Raw genomic sequence first — 21,513 nt, forward strand, 5'->3', positions numbered from 1 at the left:
GAACAGGCCACTGACATCGGGCTTACCGGATCAGACCGGCCCCGTCAGCTGCCGAACATAACGACACAACAACAGGAAAAGGTTCCACCCATGTTCAAGAAAACTCTAATAAGTCTTGCCGTGGCGTCTTCCCTAGGGCTTACAGGCTGCTTTGACAGTGGCGAGACGGGGGCGAATGCTAATCCGGATTATAAGATTAGTAACCCAGCCATTGATGGTAAGACATGGCCTCTGTTTAACGGCGTTTCACGACAATTCCCTGTTCCGAATGACATTCTTTTTGCTCTTGAAACAGCAGGCGATGGGACTATGGTCGATGGGACTGACCCAGAAAACCCAGTGACTACCGGCATAGGGTTTATGGACGGCAATTCCGTCGCATCAGCTTTTGACATCAAAATTTCCGGTAGCTTGGATGCAAACCAGAAACTGGATGCTAGGAGCTTCGTTACTGCAGGCAGCTCAGTCATACCGAATCCAAATCAGAACGTGTTCTTGCTGCCACTGGAGTATCCGGGCCAGGATCCGCTGGCGTCTGCTAAAGGTGAGATTCCAAGCTTTGCTGGGGCAGTGAATTACCAGGTTGCGGCAGGGCTATTAGCCGCTGGCCAGACCGCCACAGCAACCAGTATCTTTAGTAAATTGGCCATGCCCGTTGCCCGAGCCGAAATCATTACTCTGGACGAGGGCGTCAACAATGTAATTCGCATCAACCCGATTACTCCGCTTGAGCCGAAAACCAAATACCTGGTGGTTGTGACAAACGGTGTACAGGATGCTAGCGGCGAACCGCTCGTCGGTTCGCCCTCCTACCAGAACTACTCAAATCCGAATGAGCCATTAGGTACCCCTGATTTAGCACCATTCCGGAATGCCATTTTGAACTGGGAGACGCTGGCAGCGGGTTACTTCGGCTTTATGCAATCAGTCTTTGATAAGGCAGGCGTTGAAGCAACTGCACCGTCTAAAGATGACATCGTATTCTCGATGACATTTACGACTACGGGCGTTGAAGATGTTCTTACTGCGAACGCCGCCCCCAGAAAGTTCTTCGAAAACAGCCAAAGAATTGACGCTCGGCAAGACGCGATCAGCAAATTAATTGACGGAACTTTTAACCTGACTGACCAAGGGACGAGCTCAACCGAGCCAGGTGACTCCAATATCAACACCCGGATTTATGAGTTATTGACCGATCCAGCAAACCAATTCCGACTTTTCAATGCGGACCTAGCTGCGACTCTCTCCAGCGCAAACGCGGGAGCCGTCACGCTGACATACAAAGACGTTGCGGTTTCCTCTGATGGAGAGCTGAACACTACTCTGGCTTTTGCACTGCAAACAGCAGCCTCACAAGCAGCCATCGACGTTAAAGGTGCTATTATTGCTGGCCAAGCAACAGCAGTAGAGGGCGGTTTCGTGAACACACTCGGCGTCCTCGAAGCGCCACAAGCTCGCGCCGTTAACTTCTACTCGACGGACGAAGATGCGAGCTCGATCAACCCTGCACTCCGTGCGCCTGCGAAGGTGTCTCAGGGAGACATCACCCTGCCCTATTTCCTTGAGATCCCAGCAGACAACACTAATGGCTCAGTGATTAGAACTTCCAATTGGACCACCAACCAAGCGGACAACCTGCAAAGTCCTCCCGGTGGTAGTTTGCCAGAAGTTGTAGCGCCCTCAGATAAAATCACTTATAGGTTTCCGTTTGCCGGAGAAATTGGTGAAACAACGGTTCCCGTTCTCGTCACCTATCCCAATGCTGCAGCCACGGCTGCGGTCGGCATAACAAAGCCTTTAGATGGCTGGCCCGTCATCATCTACCAACACGGCATCACGACCGATAGATCCGCGACATTGCCACTTGCTAACGCGCTCTCTTTCGCCTGTGTAGACACTGGCGAAACACCAGAGAACCCATTGACCTGGACCGCCTCCGGTAACGATTGCTTCGCCACCATCGCAATCGACCAGCCGCTCCATGGTGTCGTTCCTACAGGCAGCGTCGTCCCGGGCCTTTCGATGATCAAAAATCAAAGCGGAACGGTGACTCCAGGCGCCTCCGCTGGCGCAACCGAGCGTCACTTCAACTTTTCAGCCAACGCTGAGCTGGAACCCACACCTATGTCAGCCTTGCCTGACGGCGCAGAGGCATCGGGCAGTTTGTTTATTAACCTGAGCAATTTCGCAAACAGTCGCGATAACCTTCGCCAGGGCGTACTCGACCTGCTCAACCTCAACGCGTCGATTGAGGGGCTGGACATTGATGGGGTCGCAAACGGTGCAGACTTAGATCCGAACAGAGTCTATTTTGTCGGACATTCTCTTGGCGGCGTCAACGGCCTGCCATTCGTGTCAGTAAACAACTCGGTGGCGGGTGATATTGGAACCGTTAACGAGGATTTGCCGCCAATTCAGGCAGCTGCAGTGTTGAACTCTGGTGGTGGCGTGACCAAACTCCTTGAGAACTCACCAAGCACAAGCTTCGGCGCTCCCGCCATTCTAGCCGGACTTGCGGCTGCATCCGATGGCGTACTGGTCCAGGGCTCATCTTCTTTGGAGACCTACTTCGCGGTACTCCAAGGCCTGATTGACTCGACTGATCCCGTCAACTTTGGTGACTCGCTATCTTCCTTCAACATACTGCTTACGGAAATCGTCGGTGATGGCACTTCGGACAACCCGTCAGACCAAACTATCCCCAACGCAGCAGATGCGGACCTTTATGGACAAGGCCCGCTGGAGCTTACGCTTAGCAATGGCTTTGTAATCGATAGCTTGCCTGCACCCTTGGCTGGAACCGAGCCAACCATCGCTCAAATTGGAGCCACCCCGAGTGCTGATGGCGCGTTGCCAGCTGTGACCCGCTTCACTGCAGGCTCGCACGGAACACCAGTCTCTGCAGACAACGGCGCTGTGTTTCAAGAAATGGTTGATCAGATCGCAGAGTTGTTTACCAGCGGTACGATCTCCGTCACGAACAGCACAGTGGTAGAAAGCAACTAATGAGAAAGGGGCCGCAAGGCCCCTTCTTCTTCCCACCCAATAATCAATAACTTCTGACTGCCACACCAAGTATTAAACTTGATCGGACTTCCGATCTGCCTCTGCCCAATCCCATCCCCACGATCCACCTCAATCACCATCTTCCCTCAATTGCGGATGCTCTGCCGCCTGGGAAATGGTCAGCACAGGCTCCACACAGGTGTCCTGACCCTCAAATATGTCCTGTCACTCCGCGAACGTCTTATCCAGGATTTTTTCCTTCAAAGCCGCCTTCAACTTTTGTTGATGCTCGGGGTTCTGGCTCAGAGCAAAATCCTTTATCTCACCCAACCCAAGCGTGTCGCAAAGACGCGCAGAACACTGGGGTTCCAGGCTACCGATAGACAACCAGCGATTGTCCCAGGTTCGATAGTAGTCGTAGAACGCCCACCATTCAGCAGCGCCGTCTCGGCACCTGCTCCTGCCAGAAAGACAGGCAGTACCGGACATGGCGCACAACGCAAAGGCCGCATCGGTCATGCTGATATCCACAAATTGCCTTTCTCCGGTCTGTTGCCGCTCCACGACGGCGGCGAGGATGCCCATGGCAGCATGGTGCGAACCACCAGCAACGTCCACACCCAATGGGGGGGGGCACGCTGTCAGAGCGACCACAGTGGCTGTTCACCCCGGCCAACACGAGGTGATTGATGTCGTGGCCTGCCCGGTCCGGTTAGGGGCCGGTCGGGCCGAAACCGGTAATGGCTCAGTAGATGAGTCTCGGATTGATGGCTTTCAGCGTTTCATAATCGATCCCGAGATGATCCATGACGTAGCTGCTGCCACCAGCGCTTCCCTCGGGGAAGTGAGACCCTGCCACAGGCACTGGACCAAAACTAAAACTGGTCAGCCGGAAATGACTAGCCCCAACCTAGGTCGGGTTTTTTGTTTCTAGCATTCGACTCCAAATCTACTCATTTCTAAGGCTAGATATGTCTGCATGCCCCAGTCCATGTCATTGATTGGTAATGAGCCCGGCAAACTAATCAAACAGAATGACCAATAAAAAAACGCCCACTAGGTCCCCTTTTCATCTACTTCAAGTTTCGCGAGTCTTATCAGTATTTAAAATAGGTTATAATCTCTTCCTCACCAAGTGTCAGGTTCTGCTCAATTTCCCTATCTGTGAACAACAATTTCATATATCGCTTGTTGCTGTAGGCTTTGCTCTGATCAAGGAAGTAATCTGACATCGAATCGCTAGACTGACTGTAACTGACAAGCCCGTAGGCCTCCGGGCCATGGTTGGTAAACTCAAGCCCGAAGTGCCAACTGGTACCCCGGGCCATTAACCAGCCGTCTATACCCCCTGAGCCATCAGACAGGCCGGCAGTGTTATCAATCACCTCCGGGGCAATTCGTGGGAACCAGGTATCCTCGGCAAATTCGCTGGTAACCACGCCGGTGGCGTTGAAGGCACCTTCGATATTGCCATCACCACCGTGCCAGGGAATTGGCTGAGTCTGGAAAACCGGCATTCCGCCACTTCCGGGCACCACCCCACCAGAGGCCCGAAAGTATTGGAGATCACCCAGTGGCTCGGTAGGAGCAATCCCCTGAGATTGCAGAGCACTCACCCCTTTAGCAAGAGCCTGCAGCATGGTATCGCTCGCGGTACCCGCGTTCTCCTGGGAAGGATTGGCGGGCGTGCTCACCGGGTCTGCCGGGTTGAAAGGTATGGTCAGGTCTATGTCTAGCTCGTCAATATAGTTTGCCATGAAGACCCGTAAGATATGAGCGCCCAAGCTATCGCGGTTGTATAGTCCATCCCAACCTTGCAGTGCTTGGCACCAGGGTGACAGATCAGGGTCGTTTACGCTCATCAAACCAATAGCGGCGCATCCGGGAAACCCGGGGCCATAGGGTTCTGGAGCATCTTGATACCCAACCGGGTACGGGGACTAATGGGCGCTTTCTCGTTGCCGAACAGAGGGAAGAATCCAGTCAGGAACTCTGAGGGGGTTGGTGGACCAGTAGCTGCTGTTCGAATTCTGGACCCAATCCGAACGAATCAGCATGGGTTTCAAGCTTGGCCTCAAGACCCGCCGCCAGCACCGTACCTTCAGCAAGCAGCATGGCAAGACCGAAAGCTCGGCCGGAGCGGTCACACATCATCCTTGATTCTCGTTTTCTATTGGATCACCGTTACTGATGATACTTATAGAGCTAGCAGACCCTTGGCTTAAGGTCAGAAAAACGGCACAGTTTTTACGCGATGCGCATCAAAGATATTCCTCGTTATCCGCCCCAAGCATTTTCCCAATCCGGGTCGTTGCCGCCGGCGTTTTCTCGAACTTGATCGGGAACCCGATCTGCCTCTGTTTGGTACCGTCACCCCGGTCCACTCCAATCACCATTTCCCTTGCCTGCAGCTGCGGGTGCTCCGCAGCCTCGGAGATGGTCAGAACCGGTTCCACGCAAGCGTCCTGGTCGGCAAAAATCTCCTGCCACTCGGCCAGGGTTTTCGCAGCAATCTTTTCTTTCAGGGCCACTTTCAGCTTTTGCTGGTGCTCAGGCTTCTGGCTCAGGGTGTAGCTTTTCATGTCGGCCATTCCAAGGGTGTCGCACAGGCGGGCAGAGAACTGGGGTTCCAGGCTGCCAACCGATAGCCAGCGGCCATCGCTGGTCTGATAATAATCGTAGAAGGAGCCACCGTTGAGCAACGTGCTCTCCGGCTTCTGTTCCTGCCCGCCAGCCAGGCAGGCGGCGCCGGACATGCCATTCAGGGCAAAGGCGGCATCGGTCATGCTGATATCCACATACTGACCTTCCCCGGTTTGCTGTCGATGGATCACCGCCGCCAGGATGCCCATCACAGCATGGTGGGAGCCGCCAGCGACATCGGCAATCTGTATTCCCATCGGAGGCGGGCCGCTGTCCGCGCGGCCGCAGTGGCTACTGACGCCGGCCAGGGAGAGATAATTGATGTCATGGCCTGCGCGGTCCTTATAAGGGCCGGTCTGGCCATAGCCCGTAATGGAACAGTAGATAAGGCTCGGATTTACGGCTTTGAGGGCTTCGTACCCGATGCCAAGGCGGTCCATCACGCCAGGCCGGAATTGCTCGATCACGATGTCAAAGTCTTTCACCAGCGCCAGCACCTTGTCTGCGCTGCCCTCTTCCTTAAGATTGAGCGCCAGTGACTTCTTGCCGCGACTCAGAAAGCCGTGGGCGGTGCTCACGCCAGCATCGTGGGGAGGCATCACCCGGGTCAGGTCCACCCTGTCTGGCGCCTCTATGCGCAACACCTCCGCACCCATATCCGCCAGTAACATGGTGGCGTAGGGGCCAGGCAATAAGGTGCTGAAGTCCAGAACTTTCAGTGAGGTCAGTGGACCGGCCATGATGATCTCCTTTTGTTATGAGAGTGGTTCCACTACTCGTTGTTATCTCTATCATGCTGCCCGGTTTTGCACGTGAGGCCAACTACTGCTTCGGTCATTCCTATTGGCCGTTTCGTCCATCCTGTTGATACGGCGTCGGTTGCATTGTTCCACGGGGGTTTTATGATGGGGCTCGTTTTCATGGAATGGCGAATACGATGTCTGATCTGACGGTTTCAAGGCACTTTGTTCAGGCCGCCCTCGTGGGTGCCGAGAGACTTGGTTTTGATACCCGCGAAATGCTTCTGGAAGCGGGTATTTCTCCGGATCTCCTGCGTATCGAGATGGCCAGGGTAAGCAGCGATCAGTTCAGCCACCTGATGCAGGTGCTCTGGAACCGGATGGGCGACGAGTTCATGGGGCTCGGCCCCAGACGGGCCCGGACCGGAACGTTTGCAACCATGTGCGCGCTGGTGATGGACTGCCCGAACCTGGAGTCGGTGTATCGGCAAGCTTTCCAGTTTTCCCGCCTGTTTGAGCCCATGGTAGCCATGGAGCTCGAAGTCGGGGAAGACAAGGCGCAGTTGGTGACTCGGATTGAGGGCGAAATTCACGACCCCAGTTTTTTCCTGCGGGAAAGCATTCTGGTGATCTGGCACCGGTTGGGCAGCTGGCTGATAGGGCAGCCGATCGAGTTGGAAAAAGCGGAGTTTGATTATCCCCGTCCGGCGCATGGTGATGAATACAGACACATCTTCCATTGCCCGCTGGCCTTCGAGTCGGACAAGACTGCCCTCGCCTTCGACAAGCGCTTCCTGTCGGCTCCGGTCATCCGGGACAAGCCGGAAATGCGGCAGTTCCTGAAAACCTCTCCGGCAGATTTGTTGTCCCGTCCGGATGAGAGCAACACGTTTACCGGACGAATTCGCGCGCTCATTGGCCGGGATTTCTCGAAACCGCTGCCGGACTTTGAATGGATCGCGGCAGAGTTGCACACCAGCCCGCAGACGCTCCGGCGCCGGCTGAAGCAGGAAAACACCTCGTTCCAGGAGATCAAGGATCTGTTGCGCCGGGACATGGCCATCTACTACCTGAGCCGACAGGAACTGCCCATTAATGATATCGCAGCCAAGGTCGGATTTACCGAACCCTCAACCTTTCACCGGGCCTTCAAGAAGTGGACCGGAGTAACGCCCGGCGCCTACCGGGAGGGTGAGCGCGGAAACCTGACGAGCTGAATCAGGAATCCGATGGCGCCTGAACGGTACGGATCAGATGCCCCAACGTGTCTGCAATTTCCTGAGTCTGATCCCGGTTCAAGGCAAGCTGGAACAGCCGGGAGCCATCCCTTGGGTCGTAAACCCAACAGGTTGAGATCGCTGCTTCACAGCGCCACTCCACTCTCGGATTAATACCAAAAACCGACATCGGCTCGGTGCTGCGCATAACTCGCCCGTCGTCACCGCGCCTGATTTCCTGAATCTGGATGTCGCTGCCCTGGGTAGTCAGGCGATATTCCACATCGGCCGGCCGGTCAAGTCTGACCACCGTCTGATCACCCCGCCAGCCCGAAAGCTCCAGCAGGCTGTTGATGTGCAGAGTGAGTGCCTCCCGGTCCGAATCCGTAAGGTAGAGCTTGCGCAGGGACGCTACTCGACCGTCCCCTGCTGGCTCGATTACTGCAACCCTCTCCCGCTCTCCGTTGCCCTGAGGTGCAAGAGCACTTTCCTTTCTTGCCCTTTCAATATCGGTAATCAGCTTCAGGGACTCCTGATAATGAGAACCCTCGGCACCTGCACGGGTGACGTAACTCTCCAGAGCCGACTGAGCCTCATTGAGATGGGATGCCTGTAGCATCACCCGGCCACGGTAGAAGTAGTAATCGACCGGCTTTTCCCCTTCCAGTTGCTGCAAACGGTTCAGGTACTCGGCGGCCTCACCCCATTTTTCAGCCACCACCGCCTCGTCCGTTGCCAGCATGAGCCGGCGGGTTTCGTGCTCTGGCGCCAGCGCCAGCACCTGTCCGGCCAGAAGCACGGATGCAAGGACAGCTCCACGTGCCAAACGGCGACCTGTTTCAAACAATACTGCCATGGCATTTACTCCTGCTGGTTGTCTGCGCCAATCGCCTGCTCTTCAATATCAGGCAGATCATTGTCATCAGCGATATCGGATTCCTCACCGTCGTCCACTTCGGCCTGATCCATGATCGCTTTAGGCAATTCCTTTTTAACCCGAACACCAAGCTCAACAAAGCGATTTGCCTGGGAGATCAGATTACCACGGCCACGGGTCAGGTTATTCATGGCCGAATCATAGGTTCCCTGGGCCGTGTGCAACTGGCTGCCCAGCCGCTCCATAGCTTCCACGAACACCCGTAGTTTGTCATACACTGCGCCGGCCCGCTCGGCAATACGCCTGGCGTTCTGGCTCTGTCGCTCGTACCGCCAGATGTTTTCAATGGTTCTCAGTGTTGCCAGCAAGGTAGTGGGTGTTACCACAATAATCTTTCGATCAAAGGCTTCTGCGAAAAGGTTCTCGTCCTGCTGAAATGCTGCCACAAAGGCCGGTTCAATAGGCATGAACAGCAGCACGAAATCCGGTGAATGCAGTCCGTGGAGCTGACTGTAATCTTTTTCGCTGAGGGTTCGGATATGGGTCCTTACCGCGTCAACGTGTTGTTTGAGGGCGTCGTCTCTTGCCTCGGAATCCTCCTCCTCGGTCACCCACCTCTGGTAGGCCAGTAACGAGACTTTGGAATCAACGATCAGGTTCCGACTGTCCGGCAGGTGAACGACCACATCTGGCCGGTACAGCTGGTTGTCTCCGTCCCGGTAGCTGCCTTGGGTATCGTATTCCACACCCTTCCTCAACCCGGATTTTTCCAGGACCCGCTCGAGGATCAACTCGCCCCAGTTGCCCTGAATTTTCTTGTCGCCCTTCAGTGCCCGGGTCAGGTTGGAGGCCTCTTCGGTGATCTGGCGGTTCAGGTCCTGAAGTGATTTGATCTCACTGCGCAGGGCCTGGCGATCCCGGGTTTCGCTTGTGTAAACGTCTTCTACCCGCTTTCGGAAGTCCTGCAGCTGGTCACGGAACGGATTCAGAAGGGTATCGAGACTGGTTCGGGTTTGCTGGCTGAACCGCTCGCTTTTCTGCTCGAAAATCTTGTTGGCCAGGTTCTCGAACTCCTGCTTCAAGGCGTCGCGGTTACGTTCCAGCAGTTCCAGTTTCTCGGTGGTGGACCGACGCTCCTTGTCGAGTGTTACTTCCTGCTCTCGCAGAGAAACACGGGCCTCGCCCAATTCCCGGCCAAGGTCATCGGCTTTCGCCTGCAGGTTCTGGCGTTCATCTTCCAGCTGTCCGATTCGCTGCTTTCGCCCTTCAAGGTCTGACTCCAGCGCCGCCACCCGGTTCTCCAGACCCGAAGCCCGTTGTCGCCACTGCTCGATATCACGTTCGATGCGTACATTCATTTCCCGCTGTTCGGCGACAGCATATTCAAGCTGTTCGGCCCGCTGAGCACCCATGGCCTGCTCGTGTTCGGAATCATTCAATTGCTTCTCAAGAAGGGCCTTGACCACCTCCAGTTCATCAGCCTCCCGAGTCATCCCTCGCTTTTCCGCTGTCGATTTAGCCAGCAACCCTGCCAGCACAATTGCTGAAACGAAAAGCACAACCATCAACCCGGATATCAGGTCAGGCCGGGACAACATCAATTCCGTGATGGCTTCAGGCACTGCACAGCACTCCCCTTGTAAGTCATTGATCGATCGCTGTTATCGAAACTGAAAGACAGTCTACCTCAGGAAGGGAACCTTTTGCCCGGGATGCCGTCATTCGAAGTGGCAGCGAAAAAAAGGACCTCGACTGTTTAACACTATTGTGAAGGGCTGAAATCCATCTCTGGACGCCCCTCGTAATATCGTTTAAAAGGTTAGAATGTTCTTTGTCCGTGCAATTATTACCTTTTATTAATCGCACACCCGACTGGAACCCGATCAGAAACGGATAGCCGAACATGCTGAAAGAACTGTGGCGAAAACTCGGAGCGGATTTTTTTCAGACAGACTGCTCCACGCAAGAGGGCTGCGGGAGTTTTTTTGGCAATGCTTCCTCTGCCGGTAGGGATGAGCTCCGGATACTGCCTCACATCACTCACACGGGCGAGTTTCACCTGGAACGTCTGACCAAAATCCTCAAGTCCCGATATGGCAAGAGTTTCGGAATGCCCTCAAGCCGGAATGAAAGCGACGGGGGGGTTCGGGAGCTGATCTGTTTTGCGGCACGGATTCAGGACCAGGATGTGCAAAGGGAGTTGCTGCTTTTCTATCTGAATTGTTCTCCAGTCATTCAGGAATATCTCCGGTCGGAGACGGACCTGGGTGAAGAACATTTCCTGTCACGGTAAACACTACTCCCCCTTAACCATCTGTAAATCAACCGCACAGACCGGATGCTGTATACTCTCGCTCCGTATTGACTTGGATTTACATGCACAGACCGTCACAGCTGCCTGATTCCAGGCGTGACAGGCTGCCGGTTCGAGGGTTCTTCATGGATTTTAAACGTTTTCGGGCTGGCCTGCTCAAGCTTCCCGTTGCCCTGATTGCAGGCGTCATCCTGCTGACGGGATGCTCGTCAGATCGTTATTTTATGGTTCCCAAGACGAATCTGACTGAGCTCGGAGCATCCGTAAAAAGCCAGCGCGCAACCCTGGTTACCATGGAGAACAACGCTTCCATTCGACACCAGCAAGTGATTGAACAGAATCGTGCGGCTACCAACACCATACTGAACGCCATCGCCACCCAGGTGGAAAAGCCCGAATGTCCTCCCATACCCGCACAGGCGGCGTGCCCGGCGACAGACATATCGAAGGGTCGCGCAGACCGCCTTAAGGGAAAAGTCATCGTGGGTGAAGTTGAGAACTTCTACCTCGCCGGGCCAGGGCTGATTTACAAGGCCCGGATCGACAGCGGCGCCGAAACCTCCTCGATTGACGCGCGCAATATCACGCGTTTTGAGCGCGATGGCAGCAATTGGGTCCGATTTGATGTTCCGGTGCCCGGCAACGATAAATTCGTCAGCCTCGAAAAAGAAGTGTCCCGGCGGGTCCGGGTTATCCAGGCCAGCTCAGAAGAAGCGGAACGGAGGGTGGTGGTCGAGTTGCAGTTTTTTATCGGCGACCATCAGCAGGTGGCGGAGTTCACTCTCGCAGACCGAACGAATCTGACCTATGAAGTTCTTATCGGGAGGAACATCCTGCGCGACGTCATGCTTATCGACGTTGGCAAGGAATACGCCACGGAGTTACCGGAGTCCATCCGGAACGGCAACGGGAGTGATTCATGACCACCCGGTCTCGCCTTCCATTTTATGTCGGGATCTTCCTGCTCATTGCTGCTGGCATTTCACTTGCCGTCTGGCGGCATATCGAACTCGGCATCCCATGGCTTACAGGCGAACAACGCCCGGTCTGGATGGTTGAGGCGAGAATTGATTTTGACGCGGACAATGGCCCGGTATTAGCGAGCCTCAACGTCCCTCAACAACCGCCGGGTTTCCAGATTCTGTCTGAACAGGCCGCATCGCCCGGATATGGTTTCTCGATTATCAACAGCGCCGGCAGCCGCCGTGCGGAATGGAGCAAGCGCGAAGCCTCCGGACCACAAACGCTGTATTTCAAGGCACAGTTCGTACCGGATCCCACAGCGCAGCCCGACATACCCACCCGGGAGCCGACGACCCGGCGCGTATTCTGGGAAGAGCCCGAGGCCACCGCCGTACAGGAAATCCTGGATCAGGCCAAAGCCCGCTCCAGTACCCCGGAGAGTATGACGCGGGAGCTGATCCGCCTGATGCAGCCCGACACCCGTACACAGAACACCACACTGCTGATCGCGGAAGAAAACTATCTCGACCTGCTGGTCGACATGCTGAACCACGCCGGCATTGCCGCGCGAATCGCCGACGGACTCCGCCTTGAAGACGCCCGTCGGCGGCAACAGCTGATGCCCTACCTGCAAATCTATAATGGCAGGCAATGGCTTACCTTCAATCCGAAATCAGCGGAACAGGGTGTGCCCGAAAACCTGCTGCTATGGCGCCAGGGGTCGGCCTCACTGCTTGACGTGGTCGGCGGAGAGAACTCGGAAGTCAGCTTTTCCATGCTTCGGCAAACCGTTCCGGCCTTGCAGCTTGCCACCATGCAGTCGACATCCAATGGCCTGGGATTCCTGAGCTTCTACGAGCTGCCTATTGAGGAGCAGAGCATGTTCCGCATGCTCCTGCTGCTACCCCTGGGCGCCCTCATGGTCGCCTTTATGCGGATCGTGATCGGCATTCGCACGTCTGGTACTTTCATGCCCGTGCTGATCGCCGTAGCCTTCGTTCAGACCACCCTGATACCGGGCCTGATTGCCTTCCTGTCAGTGGTAGCGATTGGCCTGTCAATGCGGGGCTACCTGTCCAGCCTCAACCTGCTGCTGGTTTCCCGAATATCTGCACTGATTATTCTGGTTATCTTCATCACCGCCGGACTGAGCATCATAGGTTATCAGATGGGATTCAACACCGGCATGACAGTAACATTCTTCCCGATGGTCATTATCGCGTGGACCATCGAGCGCATGTCCATACTCTGGGAAGAGGAAGGTGCACGCGAGGTCGTTGTTCAGGGTACGGGTAGCCTGTTTGTCGCCATCAGTGCCTACCTGCTGATGAGCGCGCCTCTTGCCGGCCACCTCACGTTCAACTTCCCGGAGCTCCACCTGGTGATCCTGGGGCTGATACTGCTGATGGGCCAATACACCGGCTACAAACTCAGCGAGCTGAAGCGATTCACGCCAATGAAGGTCTACGACTGACATGGACTGGATATCACCGCGAGCGCTTAGCCGGCTGGGCATGCTCAATATGAACCGGCGCAATGTGGATTACATCGCCCGCTACAATGAGCGCTCCTCCTACCCGCTGGTGGACAACAAGCTGAAGACCAAGCTGGTGGTTGCCGAATACGGTGTTAAAACCCCAAAGCTGCTTCAGGTGGTTCGCCAGCAGCATGAAATCTCCCATTTCCGGGAAATGGCGGAGGGGCTTGCGGGATTTGCCATCAAACCAGCAAAGGGCTCTGGTGGTAAAGGCATCACCGTTATTACCGGGCGCGACGGTGAGGAATACGTCAAGGCATCCGGCTCCCGGGTAGAGGCTCCCTTTCTTGAACGCCACCTGACCAATATTCTTGCCGGCCTCTATTCACTGGCCGGCACACCGGATGTGGCCATTGTCGAAAGCCTGGTGGAATCAGCACCCTCCCTCGCCCGGTATTCTCACCAGGGCGTGCCGGATATCCGGATTATTGTTTTCCAGGGGTATCCCGTTATGGCGATGCTGAGGCTTGCCACCACCGATTCTGACGGTAAAGCCAATCTACACCAGGGAGCCGTGGGCGTTGGCCTGGATATCGGAACCGGCCGAAGCCTGAATGCGGTTCAGTTCAATCGACCGATTACTCTCCACCCGGACACCGGCCTGGCACTGGAGAATATCAACATAGAGGCCTGGGAGGAGATGCTGGAAATGGCGTCACGTTGCTACGAGGCAACAGGGCTGGGCTACATGGGCGTGGACCTGGTGGTCGATGCCAACGAGGGCCCGTTGTTGCTTGAACTCAACGCCCGGCCGGGACTGGCGATCCAGATGGCCAATGGCAGGGGCCTGTTGCCCCGTCTGCAGGCGATTGAGGGCCTCAAGCGGCCACATTTCACTCCTGGCGAGAGGGCCAGCCACGCGATGGAAGTGTTCGCCAGCTATTGACCTTTCCGACACGCATAAAAAAACCGGGGCCTGAACCCCGGTTTTTTCATTTCAACCAACACTCACGTCATTTCGCCTCTGGCAATCAGAAGCTTGCGTTCGTGACTCAAGCCTTTGAGGAGACCCCAAGTCATAATCAACAGAACGACCGTAAAGGGCAGTCCTGCGCTGATCGCCGTCGCCTGAATGGCTCCGAGTGCATCTTCACCACCGCCGAATATCAATGCAGCAGCGATGGCGCTTTCAGCCACAACCCAGAATACACGCTGAGCAGTGGGCGCATCAGTCTTGCCGCCGGCAGTAATACTGTCGATAACCAGGGAACCGGAATCCGAAGAGGTAATAAAGAACACCAGCACCAGAATAATAGCCAGGAAGGATATGATTTCAGTCAGCGGGAAGTCCGCAAACATCTGGAACATGGCCAACGGTACCTCTGTCAGACCATTTTCAGCCAGGGAACCAATACCCTGCCGAATCTGCTCAAGCGCGGAACCGCCAAAAGCGCTCATCCAGACAATGGTAATAACAGTCGGAACGATCAGCACAGCCGTGACGAACTCACGTACGGTACGACCTCTGGATACGCGCGCAATAAACATACCAACGAACGGTGACCAGGAAATCCACCACGCCCAGTAAAAGACGGTCCAACCCTGAAACCAGGCTTCGTCTTCACGACCGAACGGGTTACTCAGCGGAACAATGTTACCGACATAGCTCGAAGAAGTTACCCATAAAGTTTCCAGTATCGCCATCGTCGGGCCGGCGAAAATAATGAAGAACAGAAGAATACCCGCCATGGCCATGTTGATGTTACTCAGGACCTTCACGCCGCCGTCCAGACCGCGGAGTACGGAAATCAATGCACACGCCGTAACACCCACGATAATCGCCATCTGGACGTTGGTACCGCTCCCGGTATCGAACAGATAGTTGAGACCAGAAGCCGCCTGCTGGGCACCGAAACCAAGAGACGTCGCCAGACCAAAAATCGTCGCAACGACAGCCAGAATATCGATGATGTGACCTGGCCACCCCCAGACCCTGTCCTTCAGCAGCGGGAAGAATGCCGAACGGATCGTCAGAGGCATGTTTTTATTGTAGGCAAAGAAAGCCAACGACAGGGCGACAACCGCATAGATCGCCCATGGATGCAGGCCCCAATGATACATGGTTGCGCCCATCGCCAGGTTTTCCGCCTGTGCGGTGTTAGCCGCGACGTTAAACGGAGTTTCATACCAGCCTGTGTAGTACGCCACTGGCTCTGCCACCGCCCAGAACATCAGGCCGATGCCCATGCCCGCTGCGAACAGCATGGAAAACCACGAAATCGTGGAAAACTCGGGTTTCGCATCCATACCGCCAATGCGAATCTTGCCCATCGGCAAGACGATCAGGGCCAGACACACCACAACAAAGATGTTGGCACTGATCAGGAAAAACCAATCAAAGGTCGCGATGATGTCCCATTTAGCACCGTCCAGCAGCTCTTTGGCCTGCCCGGGAAACATCAGGGTACCTATTACAAACAGAACGACCAGTATTGCCGTAATCGGGAATACCGGTGCGTGAAGATCCAGCCCGAACGGAGTTATATTGTCCTGACCGGCCACGTAATCCGTCTGATATTCGTCTTTAACTACGTCGCCCACGTTTTGGCGCCTCCTGAGTTGATAAGTCGTTTATTCAGAATCGGAGTTCAAACATTACAAGCTCGACATCATAATGTTTTGAGGTCAAAACATCAAAGACGCCCCAATGTGGCAAATCGACTTTAAGCATAGACCACCATCCTCACCCGGCCAGTCATTTACGAGACCAATCGATTAGAGATCTATGGACGTACCGGTATACTCTCGTGCAAATCCAAGAACCCTCGAATATCCGGGACAAACTGAGGAACACATGGAAAAAACGAAAACCTTCCCGCTCCGCTACACCGTTTACGCCCTAAGCATTGTCGGCTTCATCAGTTCTCTTTTGATCGCACTGACACTGGATGCCGGGTATATGTTCCCAGTCCTTTTCGGAGCATTCGCCGCTCTGGGAACCTACGATCTCATACAGCGCAAACATACGATTAGCCGGAACTATCCGATCATGGCCAATTTCCGATACCTCCTGGAATCCGTTGGCCCGGAAATCCGGCAGTATTTTATTCAGTCGGATACGGAAGAACGCCCTTTCTCGCGGGAACAACGCTCTATCGTATACCAGAGGGCAAAAAATATTCTCGACAAGCGCCCCTTCGGCTCACAACTGGGAATGTATGACGAGGGTTTTGAATGGATGAACCACTCCCTCGCCCCAACCCGGTTGACAAGCAGCGGCTTCCGGATCCTGATTGGAAAAAACTGCGAGAAACCTTACAGCGCCAGCGTCTTCAACATCTCTGCCATGAGCTTCGGTTCACTATCGGCCAATGCCATCCTCAGCCTGAACACCGGCGCAAGAATAGGAGGGTTCTACCACGATACCGGCGAAGGCTCCATTTCCCGATACCACCGTATTCCCGGGGGCGACCTGGTCTGGGAAATTGGTTCCGGCTATTTCGGATGCCGCCACAAAGACGGCTCATTCAATGAGGACATGTTCCGGAAAAATGCCTCCCTGGACCAGGTAAAAATGATAGAGCTCAAACTATCTCAGGGTGCAAAACCCGGCCACGGAGGCATTCTGCCCGGCGCCAAGGTCACCCCGGAAATTGCGGAAGCCCGTGGGGTGTCTGTGGGCGAGGACTGCGTCTCCCCAGCCAGCCACTCCGCCTTCTCAACCCCGGTGGAGTTGCTGGAATTTATTGACCACCTGCGGGAATTGTCCGGTGGAAAACCGGTGGGATTCAAACTGGCCATCGGGCACCCGTGGGAGTGGTTCGCCATCGTCAAAGCCATGCTGCAGACCGGCCGGAAACCCGATTTCATCGTTGTGGATGGCGGCGAAGGTGGGACCGGCGCAGCGCCTCTGGAATTTATCAACCGGCTGGGGATGCCGATGACAGAAGCCCTGTTGCTGGTTCACAACACACTGGTAGGAACCAACCTGCGGGAAGAGATTGCCATCGGTGCAGCCGGCAAAATCACCTCCGCGTTTAATATTGCGCGCACCCTGGCCCTCGGCGCTGACTGGTGCAATGCAGCCAGAGGCTATATGTTTGCCCTGGGCTGCATTCAGGCACTCAACTGCCATACCGGCCGCTGTCCGAGCGGAGTGGCCACACAGGACCCCAGACGCAGTAACAAGCTTGATGTTGAGCACAAGAGCCAGCGGGTATACAACTACCACAAGAACACCCTGGACGCCCTGCAGAATCTGCTTGAAGCTTCCGGCCTCCGGCATCCGTCAGAACTCGGCCCGGAACACGTGGTACGGCGAGTGTCGAAAACCGAGGTACACTCCTACCTTGATCTCTTTCCCTTCCTTGAGCCCGGGGCCCTGCTTGAAGGCAAAACCAACCAGTCAGTCTTCGACAAATACTGGGAAAGCGCCCGCCCTGACTCTTTTGAACCGCCCGAATTTATCGTGAAACTCCGGGAGACCAAGCTGCGGTAAAAAACGGACATCAAAATCGCCCAAGGCTGTTTATTTTTCCTAAGGGCTGGTGTAGACTTCGCTCCCGCTAAGCCACTGAGAATACTCTTAAGTTTTCTACTCTGGCCAACAGCGAATCGGGGCGTAGCGCAGCTTGGTAGCGCACTTGCATGGGGTGCAAGGGGTCGTAGGTTCAAATCCTACCGTCCCGACCAGATTCCGATAAAAAGCCCGGGTCGAAAGGCCCGGGCTTTTTATTATCCGGGAAACCCCTAATTTGCCCCGGCGCTCCAGTTCTCTCACCAACTGACTGACCACTCCCCCCCCCTAGCCAACCTCGTTATGGCGCGGTGAACGAATTCTCTCGTAAGATATACTGTGTGGTATGACCTCATCACTGAACGGCTCAGCAGGTAGGCGTTAGAGTCGGAATTGTTGCCTCATGCCAAAAAAGGAGAATGGATTATGAGTATCAATATGGGATCGGCTGATCGGATCATCCGCGCCATCGTCGGCATAGCACTTCTGGCATTGGTTTTCGTAGGCCCGCAGACACCCTGGGGATGGATTGGCATCGTGCCTCTGGCTACTGCACTGGTGGGCATTTGCCCAGCCTACTCGCTGCTAGGCATCAAGACTTGCAGGAAACAATAATCCTGCCGGCATAAAAAAACCGGGACAACATTCGTTGTCCCGGTTTTTTGGCAGGTCCGCAAGCGCTCTATTTAACCGGCGCGTTCAGGACATCAAGCACCTCTTCCAACTCCGAGATCATCTGTCGGATCAGCTGTTTGTATTGGGAGGTGTCTTCTTTTACCTCGTGGCTACTGAGCTTCTGCTTGGCACCACCAATGGTATATCCCTGATCATAGAGCAGACTACGAATCTGACGAATGGTGATCACATCCGCCCGCTGATAATAGCGGCGGTTGCCCCGGCGCTTGACCGGCGACAGCTGGGGAAACTCCTGCTCCCAATAACGCAGCACGTGCGCTTTTACCGCACACAGATCCGCCACTTCACCAATAGTAAAATAACGTTTTCCCGGAATCGCGGGAAGTTCGTTGTTATGACTGGGTTCCAGCATACGCTTCTACTTTTTGCTTTAGTTTCTGTCCCGGGCGAAACGTAACTACACGCCGTGCACTGATCGGAATCTCTTCCCCAGTTTTCGGGTTCCGTCCCGGCCGCTGCTTTTTGTCTCGCAGATCGAAGTTACCAAAACCTGACAACTTCACTTGTTCATTGTGGCTGAGAGCGCCTCTGATTTCATCGAAAAAAGCTTCCACCATTTCCTTGGCTTCGCGTTTGTTCAGGCCCAATTCCTCATACAACCGCTCTGCCATTTCCGCTTTCGTCAAAGCCGTCATGTCTCAACTCCTCAGTGTTGCCCCCAGCTCTTCTTTCAATGCGTCAATCACACCGCTGAAGAGCGAATGCACTTCATCCTCGTTCAACGTGCGCTCGGGATGCTGCCAGAACAGGCTCAGTGCCAGGCTCCGGTTACCCTCACCCAAGCTCTCACCTTCGTAGACATCGAACGCGCGTAACGCTGTCAGGCGCTCACCGGCATGCTTTTTGGCTACACGCTCCACATCCGCAAACGCCACATCGCTGCCGATAATAATAGCCAAATCCCGTCGAACTTCCGGGAATTTTGAAATTTCATTGAAATTAGGCACATGTCCGGTAACGACCGAATTCAAGAATAGCTCAAACATCAGGATCGTGCCATTAAGTTCAAGATTTTTCTGAACTTGTGGGTGCAACGTGCCTAGCCAGCCGACATGTTCGCCGTCCCGCAGAAGCTCAGCAGTCTGCCCAGGGTGCAGGGCCGGATGCTGACTGCCAACGAAATGGATTTCGATGCCCAGCAAACGAAACAGACTTTCCAAATCCCCTTTTACATCAAAGAAATCTGCATTTCTGCGACCGTTGAGCCAGTTTTCTGGGTACTGGTTACCGACGACTACGCCCGCAAGCATGGGCTGCTGATCAATACGCTCACCTTCCTGAAGGAAGCGAAGGCCTGTCTCAAACAGGCGAATGCGTTGCTGCTGACGGTTCTGGTTATAGGCCACAGTTTTCAGTAGGCCGCTCCACAGGCTGGTGCGCATGACCGAGAGATCGGAGGAAATTGGATTCGCCAGAGCGATACCCTCACGCGCCGGGTCAACCAGTTGCTGCACCTTTGGATCGACAAAGCTATAGGTCACCGCTTCCTGGTAGCCATGGTCCACAAAGAAGTTGCGAATGGCCGATACCGGGCGGACAGCCTCTTTCTCCGGGCGCAGCCCAAGAGAACCAGTAGGCTCGGTCACCGGCAAATTGTTGTAACCGTAAATCCGCCCTACTTCCTCAATCAGATCTTCTTCGATCGAGATGTCCGGACGGAAGCTGGGCACGCTGACCCGCCACCCATCTTTCAGCAGTTTCTCCACCCTAAGGCCAAGCCGAGTCAGGACTTCCTCAACAGTAGTGCGGTCGATTTCCATGCCAAGGACGTCATTGAGGCGCCGGGACCGGAGGTCCACTACGCGATCCTCGGGAATATCATTATCGCTGGCGACCTCGACAATTTCACCAGGCTCACCGCCAACAATATCCATCAGCAACCGGGTTGCACGCTCCATGGCTTCTCGAGCCAGCTTGTAATCCACACCGCGCTCGAAGCGATGAGAGGCATCGGTATGCAAGCCGTAATGGCGCGCCTTCCCGGCCAGGGCAATGGGATCGAAGTAAGCCGACTCCAGAACCAGATCCCGGGTTTTCGGACTGACACCGGAATGCTCGCCGCCCATAACACCCGCAATGGCGATGGGCTTTTCATGATCAGCAATCACCAGGGTGCCCTGGGTCAGCTCCACTTGCTGGCCGTCGAGCAGCACCAGCTTCTCACCGGCCCGGGCCATACGCACGACGATACCGCCGTGAATTTCATCACGGTCAAACGCATGCATCGGCTGACCGAGCTCCAGCATCACGTAGTTGGTTACGTCCACAGCGGCGTCTATGGAACGAATGCCGGAACGGCGCAGCTTCTCCTGCATCCACAGGGGCGACTCAGCCTGCAGGTTCACATTGCGCAGAATCCGGCCGAGATAACGCGGGCAGCCCGCCGGCGCTTCGACACGTATATCCGGGACTTCCGAATGCACAGCTTCTACCGGCTCTATGGCCGGGGCCTTTACCAGCAAGCTATTAAGCACACCCACTTCCCGGGCAATGCCCTTGATAGAAAGGCAGTCGGCGCGGTTGGGGGTCAGATCCACATCAATGGTTACATCATTCAGCTTGAGATAATCCGCGACGTCCTGACCAACCGGAGCATTGGCTGGCAATTCCATCAGGCCATCATGATTCTCGGAAAGCCCCAGCTCCGACTCAGAGCACAGCATACCTTCTGAAGGCTGACCACGGAGTTTGGCTTTCTTGATCCTGAAATTACCGGGCAACACCGCACCAACCACTGCAAACGGTACCTTGAGGCCTTCCCGAACATTAGGGGCTCCACAAACTACCTGCACGCTGTCTTTACCATCACTGACCTGGCAAACCCGGAGCTTGTCCGCATCCGGATGGGGCTGCACTGACTGCACCTCACCGACAACTACGCCGCTAAATTGACCTGCCACCGGCTCAAAACCGTCCACTTCCAGACCCGCCATGGTGATCTGGTCCATCAATTCCTGGGTACCGATTTGCGGATTAACCCACTCGCGCAGCCACTGTTCACTGAATTTCATGGTTATTGCCTTGTTCTGATGCGGTTTTGCCTGTTTGTTTGAATGCCCTGATG

Annotated in this window: 17 protein-coding genes and 1 tRNA gene; 9 read left to right on the plus strand and 9 right to left on the minus strand. The window is 55.1% G+C overall.

Features of this window, described 5'->3' with window-relative positions:
- Positions 1–90 precede the first annotated feature (90 nt).
- Positions 91–3,006, plus strand: a complete 2,916-nt coding sequence (locus tag ACN0XM_RS03835) for an Ig-like domain-containing protein (protein WP_417565602.1) — start codon at positions 91–93, stop codon at positions 3,004–3,006.
- 225 nt (positions 3,007–3,231) lie between these two features.
- On the opposite strand, the gene ACN0XM_RS03840 is transcribed toward ACN0XM_RS03835, so the two are convergent.
- The 3 genes from ACN0XM_RS03840 to ACN0XM_RS03850 form a co-directional block, all read right to left on the minus strand.
- On the minus strand, positions 3,232–3,660 hold the full coding sequence (locus ACN0XM_RS03840) for a CoA transferase (protein WP_417565603.1): 429 nt from the start codon (positions 3,658–3,660) through the stop codon (positions 3,232–3,234).
- 443 nt (positions 3,661–4,103) lie between these two features.
- Positions 4,104–4,868, minus strand: coding sequence for a penicillin acylase family protein (locus tag ACN0XM_RS03845; protein WP_417565604.1), 765 nt, complete (start codon positions 4,866–4,868; stop codon positions 4,104–4,106).
- Between the two features lie 399 nt (positions 4,869–5,267).
- Complete coding sequence (locus ACN0XM_RS03850) at positions 5,268–6,389, minus strand: CaiB/BaiF CoA transferase family protein (RefSeq protein ID WP_417565605.1); 1,122 nt, start codon at positions 6,387–6,389, stop codon at positions 5,268–5,270.
- 197 nt (positions 6,390–6,586) lie between these two features.
- Here ACN0XM_RS03850 and ACN0XM_RS03855 point away from each other — a divergent pair, with 197 nt between their 5' ends.
- Positions 6,587–7,606 carry an AraC family transcriptional regulator gene (locus tag ACN0XM_RS03855; protein ID WP_417565606.1) on the plus strand — a complete coding sequence of 340 codons (1,020 nt, stop codon included), beginning with the start codon at positions 6,587–6,589 and terminating at the stop codon, positions 7,604–7,606.
- A gap of 1 nt (position 7,607) precedes the next feature.
- Here the strand turns inward: ACN0XM_RS03855 and ACN0XM_RS03860 are convergent, their stop codons facing one another.
- Positions 7,608–8,462 (minus strand): hypothetical protein, encoded by an 855-nt coding sequence (locus ACN0XM_RS03860; protein ID WP_417565607.1) that lies wholly within the window; start codon positions 8,460–8,462, stop codon positions 7,608–7,610.
- 5 nt (positions 8,463–8,467) lie between these two features.
- Entirely contained in the window at positions 8,468–10,081 is a 1,614-nt protein-coding gene (gene rmuC / locus ACN0XM_RS03865; protein ID WP_417566060.1) for a DNA recombination protein RmuC, read from the minus strand.
- 305 nt (positions 10,082–10,386) lie between these two features.
- On the opposite strand from rmuC, the gene ACN0XM_RS03870 reads away from it, so the two are divergent.
- The 4 genes from ACN0XM_RS03870 (at position 10,387) to ACN0XM_RS03885 (ending at position 14,183) form a co-directional block, all read left to right on the plus strand.
- On the plus strand, positions 10,387–10,776 hold the full coding sequence (locus tag ACN0XM_RS03870) for a hypothetical protein (RefSeq protein ID WP_417565608.1): 390 nt from the start codon (positions 10,387–10,389) through the stop codon (positions 10,774–10,776).
- Positions 10,777–10,922: 146 nt separating this feature from the next.
- Positions 10,923–11,720, plus strand: a complete 798-nt coding sequence (locus tag ACN0XM_RS03875) for an ATP-dependent zinc protease (protein WP_417565609.1) — start codon at positions 10,923–10,925, stop codon at positions 11,718–11,720.
- Positions 11,717–13,234, plus strand: coding sequence for an inactive transglutaminase family protein (locus ACN0XM_RS03880; protein WP_417565610.1), 1,518 nt, complete (start codon positions 11,717–11,719; stop codon positions 13,232–13,234). Before ACN0XM_RS03875 ends, ACN0XM_RS03880 begins: the two co-directional genes overlap by 4 nt.
- A 1-nt stretch (position 13,235) precedes the next feature.
- The gene (locus ACN0XM_RS03885; RefSeq protein ID WP_417565611.1) at positions 13,236–14,183 is read left to right on the plus strand and encodes an alpha-L-glutamate ligase-like protein; all 948 of its coding nucleotides are present in this window, start codon (positions 13,236–13,238) and stop codon (positions 14,181–14,183) included.
- 62 nt (positions 14,184–14,245) lie between these two features.
- Here the strand turns inward: ACN0XM_RS03885 and ACN0XM_RS03890 are convergent, their stop codons facing one another.
- Positions 14,246–15,838, minus strand: a complete 1,593-nt coding sequence (locus ACN0XM_RS03890) for a BCCT family transporter (RefSeq protein ID WP_417565612.1) — start codon at positions 15,836–15,838, stop codon at positions 14,246–14,248.
- Between the two features lie 253 nt (positions 15,839–16,091).
- On the opposite strand from ACN0XM_RS03890, the gene ACN0XM_RS03895 reads away from it, so the two are divergent.
- The 3 genes from ACN0XM_RS03895 to ACN0XM_RS03905 all read left to right on the plus strand — a co-directional run bounded on the left by ACN0XM_RS03895 (position 16,092) and on the right by ACN0XM_RS03905 (position 18,368).
- Positions 16,092–17,735 carry an FMN-binding glutamate synthase family protein gene (locus tag ACN0XM_RS03895; RefSeq protein ID WP_417565613.1) on the plus strand — a complete coding sequence of 548 codons (1,644 nt, stop codon included), beginning with the start codon at positions 16,092–16,094 and terminating at the stop codon, positions 17,733–17,735.
- A 117-nt stretch (positions 17,736–17,852) separates the two neighbouring features.
- Positions 17,853–17,929: transfer RNA gene (locus ACN0XM_RS03900), tRNA-Pro, on the plus strand.
- A 250-nt stretch (positions 17,930–18,179) separates the two neighbouring features.
- Complete coding sequence (locus tag ACN0XM_RS03905) at positions 18,180–18,368, plus strand: DUF2892 domain-containing protein (protein WP_417565614.1); 189 nt, start codon at positions 18,180–18,182, stop codon at positions 18,366–18,368.
- Positions 18,369–18,435: 67 nt separating this feature from the next.
- Here the strand turns inward: ACN0XM_RS03905 and ACN0XM_RS03910 are convergent, their stop codons facing one another.
- The 3 genes from ACN0XM_RS03910 to pheT are packed head-to-tail and all read right to left on the minus strand — an operon-like array spanning position 18,436 to position 21,460.
- Positions 18,436–18,801 carry a MerR family transcriptional regulator gene (locus ACN0XM_RS03910; protein ID WP_417565615.1) on the minus strand — a complete coding sequence of 122 codons (366 nt, stop codon included), beginning with the start codon at positions 18,799–18,801 and terminating at the stop codon, positions 18,436–18,438.
- Positions 18,782–19,084, minus strand: coding sequence for an integration host factor subunit alpha (gene ihfA, locus ACN0XM_RS03915; protein WP_099619018.1), 303 nt, complete (start codon positions 19,082–19,084; stop codon positions 18,782–18,784). Before ihfA ends, ACN0XM_RS03910 begins: the two co-directional genes overlap by 20 nt.
- 3 nt (positions 19,085–19,087) lie before the next feature.
- Positions 19,088–21,460 (minus strand): phenylalanine--tRNA ligase subunit beta, encoded by a 2,373-nt coding sequence (gene pheT / locus ACN0XM_RS03920; protein ID WP_417565616.1) that lies wholly within the window; start codon positions 21,458–21,460, stop codon positions 19,088–19,090.
- Positions 21,461–21,513 lie beyond the last annotated feature (53 nt).

Origin of the sequence: Marinobacter sp. (assembly GCF_048269445.1) — a bacterium.
GTDB lineage: Bacteria > Pseudomonadota > Gammaproteobacteria > Pseudomonadales > Oleiphilaceae > Marinobacter.

What these genes read in the sequence shown, in the direction of transcription:
- ACN0XM_RS03835 (WP_417565602.1), top strand. Translation starts at nt 91, where the DNA reads ATGTTCAAGAAAACTCTAATAAGTCTTGCCGTGGCGTCTTCCCTAGGG.
- ACN0XM_RS03845 (WP_417565604.1), bottom strand. Translation starts at nt 4,868, where the DNA reads ATGAGCGTAAACGACCCTGATCTGTCACCCTGGTGCCAAGCACTGCAA.
- ACN0XM_RS03850 (WP_417565605.1), bottom strand. Translation starts at nt 6,389, where the DNA reads ATGGCCGGTCCACTGACCTCACTGAAAGTTCTGGACTTCAGCACCTTA.
- ACN0XM_RS03855 (WP_417565606.1), top strand. Translation starts at nt 6,587, where the DNA reads ATGTCTGATCTGACGGTTTCAAGGCACTTTGTTCAGGCCGCCCTCGTG.
- ACN0XM_RS03860 (WP_417565607.1), bottom strand. Translation starts at nt 8,462, where the DNA reads ATGGCAGTATTGTTTGAAACAGGTCGCCGTTTGGCACGTGGAGCTGTC.
- rmuC (WP_417566060.1), bottom strand. Translation starts at nt 10,081, where the DNA reads ATGTTGTCCCGGCCTGACCTGATATCCGGGTTGATGGTTGTGCTTTTC.
- ACN0XM_RS03870 (WP_417565608.1), top strand. Translation starts at nt 10,387, where the DNA reads ATGCTGAAAGAACTGTGGCGAAAACTCGGAGCGGATTTTTTTCAGACA.
- ACN0XM_RS03875 (WP_417565609.1), top strand. Translation starts at nt 10,923, where the DNA reads ATGGATTTTAAACGTTTTCGGGCTGGCCTGCTCAAGCTTCCCGTTGCC.
- ACN0XM_RS03880 (WP_417565610.1), top strand. Translation starts at nt 11,717, where the DNA reads ATGACCACCCGGTCTCGCCTTCCATTTTATGTCGGGATCTTCCTGCTC.
- ACN0XM_RS03885 (WP_417565611.1), top strand. Translation starts at nt 13,236, where the DNA reads ATGGACTGGATATCACCGCGAGCGCTTAGCCGGCTGGGCATGCTCAAT.
- ACN0XM_RS03895 (WP_417565613.1), top strand. Translation starts at nt 16,092, where the DNA reads ATGGAAAAAACGAAAACCTTCCCGCTCCGCTACACCGTTTACGCCCTA.
- ACN0XM_RS03905 (WP_417565614.1), top strand. Translation starts at nt 18,180, where the DNA reads ATGAGTATCAATATGGGATCGGCTGATCGGATCATCCGCGCCATCGTC.
- ACN0XM_RS03910 (WP_417565615.1), bottom strand. Translation starts at nt 18,801, where the DNA reads ATGCTGGAACCCAGTCATAACAACGAACTTCCCGCGATTCCGGGAAAA.
- ihfA (WP_099619018.1), bottom strand. Translation starts at nt 19,084, where the DNA reads ATGACGGCTTTGACGAAAGCGGAAATGGCAGAGCGGTTGTATGAGGAA.
- pheT (WP_417565616.1), bottom strand. Translation starts at nt 21,460, where the DNA reads ATGAAATTCAGTGAACAGTGGCTGCGCGAGTGGGTTAATCCGCAAATC.